Genomic DNA, 12,778 nt, shown 5'->3' on the forward strand with positions numbered 1-12,778 from the left:
AACTAATTTATAGATGATCAGTATCTGTTTTTGAAAGTAAAATAAGCTTTTACCTTTGTTTTTAGATTTAGAAATGCAAAGTTACGCAATTGTTTGAAAGTAATACCCATATCAAACACCGGTGAAGACAATTTATACCTAAAAATGAACAACCTCGACCAAAGGGTACGAGGTATCAAGTAGAAGTTTCTTTTTTATTCCAACGCAGAGCGTCGCGGAATAAAACCCAAGGATCCCGCTAAAAAGCGGGATTAGTTCAACTAACAATTTTTAATTTATTGCTTCGCAACTTTTAAAAATTGAGTTTCACTAATTTAAACCCTAAGAAAAGCAGGCAGGTAGTTATAGAACAAGAGGAGATTTTCCTAATTGGCCAGACAAAAAAAAAGGCAATCTTCAATTATCCCAATCCAAATCCATTCCTCAAAATGACGGACAAGTTATTTCACCCGTAAACGGCAAACCGCCAGATTTTTCAACACAATAGATAGCTCTGGCCTAGCGACGAGCCGAAAACTCCGTTATTGTGCGTTCAGTTTCTGTCATACTAATAGTTCTGCCTGCCAATAATCAAAATTTTTCATTTCTCCGTTGTCCATTTTAAAGGTATAAGATATTAGATTTGCTTTAGGAATTGTAAAGTCAATTTTATGCTTAAAAAGTTCTCCGTCATATGAAAGTGTGTGATATTCTCCATTTTCTCCACATAAGTCAATTCCGTCGGGCAATGATTTAGCAAACATGCTATCTATCTCTCTACCAATACAAGTCTGGTCCAATTTATCTGCTTGTGTTACAATTATTTTCGTCTTAATTCCTGATTTCAAAAAGTCGCTCATTACTTCTTTTGACGTCTTACCCCAAAGTGGTTCCACTACTTCAATGCCTAAAGGATTAAGTTTGCTTTCTCGATACGATTTTACGTCGGTCAAAAAGATATCTCCAAAAATAAAATGTGATACGTTTTGACTTTTAAAATGCTCGACTGCTTCAGCCATTCCTTCCTCATAGGTTTTTATATCCTTTGAAAGGGATACAGTATAAAGCGGAATTCCGATGCTATCAGCTTGTTTTAATAACAATTTTAGAGGAATTGCGTGGATTGAAGATGTCAATGTTTCTTCGTTGATTGTTGTTAATAGTGACACAACTTCATATTCGTTTTCTTGAAGTGTCTTTTGTAGTGCTAACGCAGAATCTTTTCCGCCACTCCAATTAAATACTGCTTTTTTTCTTTCTTTCATACGTTCTATTATGAGGTCGCTCCTACTGACGCAAAACATGTATATCGATACTTAAAATACAATCTCAAATGTATGAATTTGAAATCCTAAAATAGCACTGCCAGCTTATTGGGGACTAAATTAACCTAACTTTAAAATTAAACGATAAAAACAGGGATTTTAATTTCAAACCACAAGAGAAGCACTTTAGAAGTTATACAACAAGGGAGTTCTATATTTTTGGCCACTCAAAAACAGCACAATCTCCAATTATCCCTACCCAAATCCGTTCCTCCAAAGGCGGACAGGCTTTTATACCCACTGACGGCAACCAACCGGATTCGTCAACACGTTAGTCAGCTCCAACCTATCGCCACGCTGAATACTTCTTAGTTATTGGACGTTGCTTTTATCGTTTACAAACACATCTATCTTTCAATAAAAAACTAGAAGATGAATATCAACTCACCTTCTAGTGTAATACAGATAGCTCAGATTAATTATAGGCTACTTTAGTAACTAGGGTTCTGAGGAAACCCGGAAGGGTTGTTTATAATTTCAATTTCTGATTGTGGAATTGGAAACAATAAATCATCATTAGTTATTGTTAGTCCTACTTTAGCCATTTCCGTAATAGCAGTACCTGTTCTTAATAAATCAAACCAACGGTCATATTCCAGAGCTAACTCTAATTTTCTTTCCCATAATACCGCATCGCGAAACTCTTGTCGATTTACTAGATCAGAGCTTGTATAGCTTGATAACCCTGCTCGATTTCTTACTTTATTTAACAAATCAAAGGCCTCTCCGTCTGCAACATAACCTATTTCATTTAAAGCTTCTGCACTCATCAATAATACATCCGAATATCTTAATACTGGAAAGTCATTTCCAAATTGATTTTGAGATTGTTCGTCGAAAAATTTACCTGGCATTATAAACCCATCTTGGTTTTCACTTGTTTCTACAAGTGAAAGTCTTGCATCATTAGCATCATATGAATCTAATAATGTTTGGGGGATAAGCACAAAATTACCATTATTGTACCAAGCACTATGCCCTTCATTCGCAAGGTTTTTATTGTAAGCAACTGCAAAAATAATTTCTTTATTATTTTTATTGGCTACATCAAATACGGCTCCAAAGCTTGTCAATAAGTCATATTTACCGATAACTTCGCTCAGTATAGCTTGAGCTGAGGAATAATTGCCTTGAGTAAGGTAAACTTTGCCTAATAACGATTTAGCGGCACCAGAAGTTGCTTTGCCGATACTATTACTTAGGGGTAAGTTTTGCTGTGCAAACGTTAAATCTTGAATAATAGATGTATAAACATCTGCAATACTATTTCTAATCAAAGTTTTATCCTGTATCTGCTGATTTGTTTCCAAAACGGTCTGTTCTTTCGTAATAAGCGGTACTTCACCCCACATGCGAACAGCATTAAAATAGATTAATGCTCTGACAAATTGAGCTTCCGCTTTTAATTGATTTTTTAATGAGGCATCAATACTTGCTCCATCTATTCTGCTTATAACTATATTACATCTAGAAATACCAATATACGATCCTCTCCATGCATTATTCACAAAACGATTTGTTGAGCTTTCTTGAAACTTGTCAACATCTGCTGCTCTAGTGCTAGAACTAGAATTATCATCTACTGCATCATCTGCTCTGATAGCTATTAGACGGTCGAATGCTTGTCCATAAAGGTCATTAGATTGTAGAGCGTCATAACATGCTGTAACAGCATTTTCAAAATCACTACTAGTTTTATAGAAATCTTCTGAACTAGCTTCCGATATCGATGAGAGTTCAATGAAGTCTTTGCTGCACGATAATATAGAAAAGATAGAGACCACTAAAATAAATCGCGTTTTATAATTTTTCATTTTGTTATGTTTTTTGTTAAGTAATACTGATTAAAAAGAAACATTAAGTCCTAAACTAACTGTTTTAGTTAGTGGGTATGTTCCATAATCTTCTCCAGGCGCTGTGTTAGATCCTCTTCCGCTTACTTCCGGATTATATCCTGAATAATCTGTGATTGTAAAAAGATTTTGAGCGGCAATAGAAACTCTAAGTCTATCGAGTTTTAATTTTTCTACAATTTTTTCGGGTAAATTATAACCTAAAGACACATTTTGAAGTCTTACAAATGATCCATCTTCCACATGCCAGTCAGATGTATTGCCATTATTACCTGTAGCTACTCTATTGGCTCTATATATAGTACCGTTACCTGGTTCAGCTGAAGAAACCCATCTATTTAACACGTCAACCCTATTGTTAAAGTTACCTTCAACATTATTTATGTATCTACTTAATATATTCATCACTTCATTTCCTTGCGAGCCTTGAATATTAAATCCAAAATCTAGATTACCGTAACTTAATGAACCACCTACACCAAAAGTGTAATCTGGATTATAACTCCCTGTTATGGCTCTATCACCTGCCTCACTTATTTCTCCGTCACCATTAACATCTACATATTTTATATCTCCTACACGAGTATTAGAATAATGAGGATAGTTATCAAGTTCTTCCTGAGTTTCAAATATACCATCAGTTTTAAGGGTGTAATATGAGCCTATTGCTTCGCCTATTTGAGTTATAAAAAAGTTGTTCGCTCCTCCTTGTTCAATAATAGACTCTCCTTCGGGGCCTAATTGCTTAACTTCATTTTTATTAAATGCAATATTAAAATTAAGTCCCCATTTTAACTTGTGATCATCGTTTTTAACACCTAGTAAAACTTCCCATCCAGTATTATTGACACGACCAATATTTTGTAGAGAACTATCAAATCCAGAAACAGCCGAAACAGGTAGTTCTAATAATAAATCTTTAGTTTTACTAATATAGTGGTCAACCTCTAAGGTTAATTTATTATCAAACAAGCCCAAATTCAACCCGAAATTAGTTGAAAGCGTTCTTTCCCAAGTTAAATTTGGATTCGAAGCCGTTAAAGGAGCAACGCCATTTATGGACGTATAATTTGCAGCAGTAAGTAAGCCCTGTGCTGCATAATTACCAATATCAAAATTACCAGTAACGCCATAACTTGCACGCAACCTTAAATCACTAAAAACTTTGGATTCTTGTAAAAAAGATTCATTAATAGCTTTCCAAGCAAATGAAACTGATGGAAAATATCCCCATTTATTTTCAGCTCCAAATCGAGATGATCCGTCAGCTCTCATAGATCCTGTAAACAAATATTTACTTTTATATGCATATTGAACTCTTGTTAAATAAGACAATAACGAAAATTCTTCAGTTCTAGTTTCGCCATCAGTTACAGTTCCGGCATTGAGGGTTTGGACTAAATCATTTGGAAAGTTGGTGGCACTTAGTTCATTACTCCGTACACGATTTTTTTGAGCCGTATACCCTACTAAGGCATTTATGCTGTGATTATCCAAATATTTTGAATAGGAGAGCGTATTTTCAGCTACCCAATTAATAAACTCATCAGTTCTAGAAAATCCTATAGGATTTGATGGACCTGCAGTACCACTTTTTTCAAGTTCAGCTGGACGGTAAAAATCTCTTCTAAAACTATTTATATCTGATCCTAGAGAAAGTTTATATTTTAGCCCTTCTATGATTTCATATTCAAGGAATGCACTACCTAAAAAATTAAATTGAGTTAACTCATCTTGTGTTAAAATAGCTGCAGCTACAGGATTTATTTGACTAGTTTGTGAATATCTGGACCATGTTGCCGATCCTGTATCTCTATTACCACTAAAATCAAAAAAACCATTAGAGTTATATACAGGAAAGATTGGAGACATACCAAGTGCTAAAGCTATAATACCTTCGTCTGCATATCTACCTTCAGAATTGACTTTATCTGTTGAGGAATATGCTGGAGCTATATTGACGCCTGCATGCAGCTTTCCTGAGTTAACATCCAGATTCAGTCTTGTACTATATTTCTTATACCCAGAACTTATTACAACACCTTCTTGATCCAAATAATTTCCTGACACAAAATACTTAACCTTTTCACTTCCACCCGAGAGCGACAAGGTGTGACTAGTCAATAATGCCGATCTAAATATTTCATCTTGCCAATCTGTATTAGTTAAACCATTAGTACCTGCTAAATAAGGTAATATTTCATTTGGAATAAGACCGGAAGAGGGAGACCCATTTGCCTGTCTAGTATCATTAGTGTCATTTATACTACCTGAAGGAACATTGTCCAAATATGTATTATTACGTGCATTAAAAGCCATTTGTGAATATTGATAGGCATCTAGCATATCAATTGTTTTAGTTACGGATTGTATCCCAATTTTTGAATCATAATTAATTTTTAATTTTCCCGTTTTACCCTTTTTTGTTGTAATTAATATGACTCCATTTGAACCCCTAGATCCATAAATAGCTGCTGCTGCTGCATCTTTTAATACCTGAATGGACTCTATATCACTAGTATTAATAGAATTTAGCGGATTAGTACTTGTCTCATATTGAGATGTACTACCTCCCGCCCCTTTAGTATCACTAGATAAAGGTATCCCATCAATAACATATAAAGGATCATTTCCAGCGCCAATTGATGCAGTACCTCTGACTCTAATAGAAATAGTTCCTCCAGGAGATCCAGAAGTTTGTAATACTTGTACACCAGCAATTTTTCCAGTCAAAGCCTGATCAAAGCCTGTTGTTAATTGATCTGCAAGTTGGCTAGCATCAACCACACCAACAGAAGTGGAAACATCTCCTTTTCTGACACTTCCATAACCTACTAACACGACTTCGTCTAATTTTGCTGCATCTTCCTCTAAACTGATTGATAAATTTACCTGATTGCCTATTAATACTTCTTTGGTAACAAAACCAACATAAGAAATAACCAATATTGAATTTTCTCCAGTAACTTCTAGTGTAAATTTACCATCAAAGTCAGATAGAGTTCCATTAGTAGTGCCTTTTTCAAGTACATTTGCCCCTGGTAAAGGTTGCCCATACGGATCAGCAATAACACCTTTAATTTGGGTTTTTTGTTGATTCTCCTTAACAACCTGGGCTTTGGTTACAATAATCTGTTTATCATCAGTAAAATCAAAATTATATTCACCATTAGAGAGGCTTTCTTTTAATAACTTACTAGCCTTAATAACCCCCTTCTTAACTTCCACTTTTGGAGCATTCTTAAAAAGATCTTCTTGATAAATAAAAGTGTATTCTGTTTGTTTTCTTAGTAAGTCAAAAACTTCATCAATACTTATAATTTTATCTCTCTCTATTACAATTTTTGCGTTTTGCGAAAAAAAGTCAATAGGTACTAAACTGAAAAGAGTTGAGCAAAATAAGAGTATAAAAGTTCTCATCATAGTTAGTAACATTTTTTTCTTGTTAAGGAAAAAATAATTAATAAATTTAATTTCCATAAATTTGCATTTTAGTTGATTAAACATTTTTTGTTAGTTAATTAATAATCTATAGGGGGATAAAGAACTCTACTGTCCAGGTATAAACTTTATTCCCTTTTTTTTACTTTAAAATAATTTTTTTATCTTTTATCTCATAGGCATTTATAAAATTAGTCTTCTTGATTGTTCTTAGAATTTCTTCAATGCTGTCATTTTTACTCAATACACCATTAAACTTAACACTCTCTATGGCTACATTGTCAAATTCGACATTAACATCATACCAACGTGACAACACAACCATAATTTCTTTCAAAGTCATGCTCTTAAAACTAAAAAGACCTTTTCTCCATGAAGTTTCTCCATATGCATCAATTTTTTGAATGGTTATCCCCTTGTTTTTTAAATCTAGCATTAATTGTTGATTAGGAACTAAGCTTTGCTTGAATTCTAAATTACTGACACTTACCTTTCCTTCAACTAAAGTTGTGTAAATAATATCTTCGTCTTTATATGCCTTGATATTAAATTCAGTACCTAATACTTCAACTTCTTGATTTAAATTAAATACTTTAAACTTTGACCCTTTATGATTTGTACTAGGTGACACATCAAAATAGGCTTCTCCATAAATCAGTTGTACTTCACGTGTTTCTCCATCGATAAAAGTTACCGGGAATTTTAATTGGGTTTCAGAATTCAACCAAACTTCAGTTCCATCAGATAATTTTAATTGAAATTGTCCTCCTCTTGGGATGGTTAAGTAATTGTATACTATTTTTTTTGAATTTTCATCATTCGCATTATATACAATCGCTTCACCGTTACTACTAACATTTTGATTATTGTAAGTATTACCTTTTTCTAACTCTACTACTGAGCCATCTTCTAACGTTAAGGTTGCTTTATCTGTACCGCTTTCAATTATCACTCTATTATCTACAACAATTGGTGTATTATTTATTATCTCCTTTTTATTAAAAATAAAATTTAAAGCAATCAATAAAACAATAGATGCTGCTACTGCATACTTCCAATAATTATTCTTCTTATGGGGTTTATTTAATGTATGTTGGATTCCTAACCAGCCTTTTTCCGTATCTATATTATCTAAGTCGGTTACATAATTTTTTTTAACAGAATTAAAATAAGCTCTATGTGTATGTGATTCCTCTAACCATTTAGTAAAAATGATTTGTTCCTCTGTAGTAAGCGTATTGTTTAGCTTTTTTAAAATTAATTTAAATTCCACCTTTTCTCTTTTTAATTACTCTCTACAAGTAAGACAACTTATATTTAAAAAAGGGTGACAGAAAATAAAAAGAATATTTAAAATATTTTGCACTGAAGTAATAATTATGCAAAATACGAGTAATTCTATTGATGAATTTGTAACAAAATTAGAATTGCAATAACCTTTCAGTAATTCTTAATTTCGCTCGTCTTAATTGAGTTTTCACTGTATTAACAGATACCCTTAACTCCTTTGCTATCTCAGCGTATTTGTAATTATGCAAAAATTTCAATCTTACGATTTGTTGCATCTTTTCAGGAAGGGTATCAATTATTTTCAAGACTTGATGATAGACTATTACCTTTTCATCCTCAGAAGTAGAATTAAAAACATGCTCTGAAATTAAAGTCAAATTAAAATCTAAATATTCTAAATTATCAGTAATCTTAATAGACTTCAAATAATTTAAACATCTATTTCTAACCATAGCAAAAATATACCCTCTCAGAGAAGTTTCAACATTTAAGTTACTGGCATGCTCCCATATATATATAAAGACTTCTTGTACTATGTCTTCGCTTGAATCTTTATCAAAAAGATAGCCGTTGGCATAAATAACTAATTCTTCATAATGCCTATCAAAAAAGATTTTAAAAACCTTATCGTTTTTTTTACTTATTTCCTCAAGTATAAGGTTCATTAAGTTATGAGCGGGATTTGTTGGTAAAACAAATCTATAAAAAAGAAGCTTATCAAAATTAATAACAAGAAAACATTTATAAATTATTCAATTTTGATAAATCTCGATTAAACATATGAATTAACACTATTGTCCGATAAAGAATTAANNATCGCTGCGCTTATAGTCCCGATGGCTATCAGGAAAAGAACAAAGACTTGATTTGAACTTACTGATAAACAGTCGTTATTCTAAATTAAATGTGCCCAATCACTCTAAGCGAAATTGGTTTCAAAAACAAGGTGTCATTTTTAAGTTCTTTTTTCCATAACGCTCAATAACCAAAGCACTTTAGACCTCTTTGGAGTTGTTTTCAAAACGATAGAAGATTACGGAAACAGCAAATTTTTTGGTTTTGATGATTTGGGAATTGCGCCTGCAGACCGATTTTATGGAAAAAATCTCAATGTGATGGCTGAAGTGCCCTTGTCCCGTTACGAATTTTTTTTGGAGACCAATACTAAAATCAAAACACATGCGACATCCAACTTAAGTGCAGATGAGTTAAAAGTACTTTATGGGCATCGGGTACAAAGCAGGATGCGGGAACTGTTTAATTTGATTGCTTTTGATAAGACAGCTGTGGACAAAAGGAAATAAGCTTGATTATTTAAATAGATAGAACATACGATTCCATGGATTTTATAATTTTACCCGTAGTATTCGTAAAAACATAAACGTCACAAAATGCATAAGTTTTATCGCCCATTTTAATTTCCCATGAGCGGATGCTTCTTTACCGTGTGTAATAATGCTGCGCAAGGTCATCTTGTCGGCAACATTCTCTTTCATTTTGTGGATTTCTTTTGAGAACGATTCTTTTCCTTCTATTTTCTTGTCGCCGTGTATCGTCCAGACTATATCATCCCTTACGTGATCAATAATAAAATCAAGATTTCATTTGGCAAATGCAATATTGAATTCCTTGATAAATTCTCTTTTTGGCGAATTACCACAATCAAATGCTATCTTAATTTTTGTCATTCGAGCCATTATTTGATTCTATATACTTTTTAAAATTATCCAAAATGGCCTGCCAGCCCAGTTTTTGCATATCGGTTGAGTTCTGGCTTTCAGGTTCAAAAGTTTCCGTAATTGATAGGCCTTCGTCCGCTTTCGCGAAAGTGATATCCACTTTTCTACCATCGTCAAGGGTATATTTTATTTGCTTGTTGGGAACTACTTCATCATAAGTTCCACCAAAATCAAAACCCATACTACCATCCTTAGCTTCCATTCTTGAACTGAATTTACCACCTTTTCTGAGGTCGTTTTCTGCTTTTGGAGTGTGCCAATCTGGGGAAGCATTGTTCCAGTTTTTAATATGTTCGGGTTCCGTCCAAAAACGCCAAACCTTATCAAGGCTGGCGTTAACAGTAGTTTCTACGGTTATGGCTTTAAGTTTGCTCATTGCTTGTTCTGTTCGTTATAATTAACCATCCACTTCATCCCGAACTTATCGGTAAAACTTCCAAAATAATCTCCCCAGAACTGGTCTTCGATGGGCATTTCGATATTGCCCCCTGTGGAAAGCCCATTGAACAATCGGTCCGCTTCTTCTCTGTTTTCGGGGTGGAGCGACACATACATATTGTTCCCTTTGTTCAGGGTATGGCCCATTGAGGGTACAATATCCGAAGCCATCAAGATGGTATCCTCGCCTATGGGCAACGAGATATGCATTATCCGTTTCTGTTCTTCTTTAGGCAACTTTTCTGTATCGGGAGCATCTCCCATTTTCATATTGGCGATAAATTCACCCCCAAAGACCGATCTGTAAAAATTGAACGCTTCTTCGGCATTGCCGTCAAAGTTTAAATATGGATTTACTTTCATAATAATTGATTTTAAAGGTTAGTAATACTAATGAACAACCTCGANNTCAACTAACAATTTTTAATTCATTGCCTCGCAACTTTTAAAAATTGAGTTTCACTAATTTAAAAATTGTTCCCTAATCCGGCAAAACTTCTGCCTCAAGCCCCTGACACTTTAAAAATTGTAAAATTTTAAATACGTCCAGTCTGCCATTGTTACTTTCCACACGCAAAATCCTATCGCAATCTTCCAAATCAAAATTGACCTTATAGCGCTCAAAGTTGGAATGAACGGCATCCACAATTTGTTTAGCCTTATTTTTATTAACAACATTGGTTCTAAATATTTCCACCATTTGCAAGATTTTTCTACAAATACAGACTATAAAAAGGCATTATTTTACTAAAGTATATAAAAATATTATAAAATACTGTTTTAAAATATCCTACTGCATCGAATGAAGTCCGACCATATTACCTTCAGTATCAAAGAATAGGGAGATAAACCCAAACTCGCCAATAGACATTTTTGGTTTAAATATTTTACCTCCCGCTTTTTCTATTCGGCTTTCTTCCGTAGTGCAGTCTTGACTATTAAAATAAACAAGGCTGCTGTTACCACCCGCCTTTACCCCTTCCATTTTAACTAGGCTTCCATTTGCCCCATATTTTTCCATATCTCCCGGGAAACTTCTCATTTCCATATCGTCACCTGTGGGATTGGGGAGTGCTTCCAACTTCACGTCAAAAACGCTTTCATAAAACTTTGATGCCCGCTCCATATCGTCCACATAGATTTCAAACCAGACTATTGAATTTGATGTTTTCATAATTTACATATTAGATTTATCTTATTTTTCTGATAGTTCCTTCACTATCTGTAATGCTTTAGGAAATGCTTTTTGAAAATATTCTGAATATGCTTCGGTAATATCAACGACTACCTCTAATTCTGTTCGACCGTCTTTTTCCTGCAGGATGTAATTTTCTTGCGCACCTTGTACCGATTTCGCATCTGCACCGGTTACATCCTCTTTGCCATTTTCAATAATGCCCTGATGCTCAAAGGACATATACTGATTGACTATTTTAGACAGGATTCTACTTACCATCCCGTTATTATTTGAGCCCAAGAAAAGTATCCTGCTTCCTTCCTGCCAATCGGTTTCAGCACGGGAGCCTTCACAAAAAGGGGCGGTCCATATAGGATAGGTCACATCGCTCCAAAGCACACTCCAAACTTCTTCTTTGGAGGCTTTAATGACTGTCTTGAATTTTTTCTGTTTCATAATTGACACTATTATTTTTTGAATTTTTTCTCAGGCTTATAAATAAGCAAGGTGTTTCCACAAGTAAATACTTTGACCTCTAGTAGTTTCAATTGCAATCGTTTCTTGTCTGGAAACAAGCTTGTACCTTTACCCAACCCAACCGGATTAATAATAAGGCGATATTCATCAATCAAATCGTGCATTATAAAAGTAGAGGCCATCCCCGCTCCTGCAAACAGCACCAGATCCTTCCCTTTCTAATTTTTCTCCATGTTAATTTCCTCGACGACGTTTTTAGACACTAACTTAGAATTCCATGCTACGGTCTCCAATGTTTTGGAGAAAACTATCTTAGGAGTGCTGTTCATCACATCGGCGAACGCTCCAGTTTGGCCTGGCCAATAGCCTGTCATCAGTTCATAGGATTTTCGGCCATAAATAAAAGTATCGACTGTTTGGAAAAAATCCATCATATAATCTTCCATTTGATCATCCCAAACGTGCCAGTTTATGTCATTGTTTATTCTTTCAATATATCCGTCAAGGGATACCATCATTGATAAAATTATCTTTCTCATTAAATTAAAGATTAAGTCTATTTTTAGTTTTCAATTAATTTATTCTTCTGGCATTTTATCCATACCTGCCCGTTCCTCAGGCGGGTCCATATAGAGCATATTCCAGCGGTGGCCATCCATATCCATAAAGCCAAATCCATACATCCATCCATCCCTTTCGGCAGGCTCGGCAAAAATTTCCCCTCCTGCATTGCTGACTTTTTCAGCCATTTCGTCAACTTCCTCCCTGTTTTGGGCATCGATACTCAAAAGTGCCTCCGTTCCTTTTAAAGTATCCGAAACTTCATTGTGCGTAAAGGATTTAAAGGTGTCTTGGGGGAAAAGCATCATCACAAAATCATTTTCTCCAATAAAGAAACTCGCAAAATGTTCGACTTTTGAATACGTTCGATTTTGGCGAAAGCCAATCATTTTAAAGAATGTTTTTGATTTTTTAATATTCTTGACGGGAAGATTTATCCAGATTGATTTCATTACGCTATAGGTTTAAAAGGTTGTGACTAATTCACTTACCCAAAGA

The 12,778-nt window shown here is 34.3% G+C and carries 12 protein-coding genes and 2 pseudogenes; 1 reads left to right on the top strand and 13 read right to left on the bottom strand.

From position 1 onward, the window contains the following. Positions 1-542 precede the first annotated feature (542 nt). The 5 genes from JEM65_RS14805 to JEM65_RS14825 all read right to left on the bottom strand — a co-directional run bounded on the left by JEM65_RS14805 (position 543) and on the right by JEM65_RS14825 (position 8,553). Positions 543-1,244, bottom strand: coding sequence for an adenine nucleotide alpha hydrolase (locus JEM65_RS14805; protein WP_199601090.1), 702 nt, complete (start codon positions 1,242-1,244; stop codon positions 543-545). Between the two features lie 491 nt (positions 1,245-1,735). Beyond that, on the bottom strand, positions 1,736-3,118 hold the full coding sequence (locus tag JEM65_RS14810) for a RagB/SusD family nutrient uptake outer membrane protein (RefSeq protein ID WP_199601092.1): 1,383 nt from the start codon (positions 3,116-3,118) through the stop codon (positions 1,736-1,738). Between the two features lie 30 nt (positions 3,119-3,148). Next, the gene (locus JEM65_RS14815) at positions 3,149-6,637 is read right to left on the bottom strand and encodes a SusC/RagA family TonB-linked outer membrane protein (protein ID WP_199601094.1); all 3,489 of its coding nucleotides are present in this window, start codon (positions 6,635-6,637) and stop codon (positions 3,149-3,151) included. A 103-nt stretch (positions 6,638-6,740) separates the two neighbouring features. Continuing rightward, positions 6,741-7,871, bottom strand: coding sequence for a FecR family protein (locus JEM65_RS22460; RefSeq protein WP_199601096.1), 1,131 nt, complete (start codon positions 7,869-7,871; stop codon positions 6,741-6,743). A gap of 148 nt (positions 7,872-8,019) precedes the next feature. Beyond that, positions 8,020-8,553 (bottom strand): RNA polymerase sigma factor, encoded by a 534-nt coding sequence (locus JEM65_RS14825; RefSeq protein ID WP_199601098.1) that lies wholly within the window; start codon positions 8,551-8,553, stop codon positions 8,020-8,022. 351 nt (positions 8,554-8,904) lie between these two features. Between JEM65_RS14825 and JEM65_RS14830 the strand changes: the two are divergent. Further along, positions 8,905-9,192 (top strand): annotated as a pseudogene (locus JEM65_RS14830) (ATPase); the annotation flags it as partial. 42 nt (positions 9,193-9,234) lie between these two features. Here JEM65_RS14830 and JEM65_RS14835 read toward each other — a convergent pair. The 8 genes and pseudogenes from JEM65_RS14835 to JEM65_RS14875 all read right to left on the bottom strand — a co-directional run bounded on the left by JEM65_RS14835 (position 9,235) and on the right by JEM65_RS14875 (position 12,732). Then, positions 9,235-9,384 (bottom strand): hypothetical protein, encoded by a 150-nt coding sequence (locus tag JEM65_RS14835; RefSeq protein WP_199601100.1) that lies wholly within the window; start codon positions 9,382-9,384, stop codon positions 9,235-9,237. 178 nt (positions 9,385-9,562) lie between these two features. Further along, entirely contained in the window at positions 9,563-10,003 is a 441-nt protein-coding gene (locus JEM65_RS14840; protein WP_199601102.1) for an SRPBCC family protein, read from the bottom strand. Next, on the bottom strand, positions 10,000-10,428 hold the full coding sequence (locus tag JEM65_RS14845) for a VOC family protein (protein WP_199601104.1): 429 nt from the start codon (positions 10,426-10,428) through the stop codon (positions 10,000-10,002). The genes JEM65_RS14840 and JEM65_RS14845 overlap by 4 nt, the downstream gene beginning before the upstream one ends. A gap of 118 nt (positions 10,429-10,546) precedes the next feature. Beyond that, positions 10,547-10,765 (bottom strand): hypothetical protein, encoded by a 219-nt coding sequence (locus tag JEM65_RS14850; protein WP_199601106.1) that lies wholly within the window; start codon positions 10,763-10,765, stop codon positions 10,547-10,549. A gap of 90 nt (positions 10,766-10,855) precedes the next feature. Then, positions 10,856-11,239, bottom strand: coding sequence for a VOC family protein (locus JEM65_RS14855; RefSeq protein WP_199601108.1), 384 nt, complete (start codon positions 11,237-11,239; stop codon positions 10,856-10,858). A 21-nt stretch (positions 11,240-11,260) separates the two neighbouring features. Beyond that, entirely contained in the window at positions 11,261-11,698 is a 438-nt protein-coding gene (locus JEM65_RS14860; protein WP_199601110.1) for an SRPBCC domain-containing protein, read from the bottom strand. An 11-nt stretch (positions 11,699-11,709) separates the two neighbouring features. Further along, positions 11,710-12,258, bottom strand: a pseudogene (locus JEM65_RS22465) (dihydrofolate reductase family protein). A gap of 39 nt (positions 12,259-12,297) precedes the next feature. Continuing rightward, entirely contained in the window at positions 12,298-12,732 is a 435-nt protein-coding gene (locus tag JEM65_RS14875; protein WP_199601116.1) for a VOC family protein, read from the bottom strand. Between the last annotated feature and the right edge of the window lie 46 nt (positions 12,733-12,778).

Origin of the sequence: Gelidibacter salicanalis (assembly GCF_016469035.1) — a bacterium.
In the GTDB taxonomy this organism is placed as follows: Bacteria; Bacteroidota; Bacteroidia; order Flavobacteriales; family Flavobacteriaceae; genus Gelidibacter; species Gelidibacter salicanalis_A.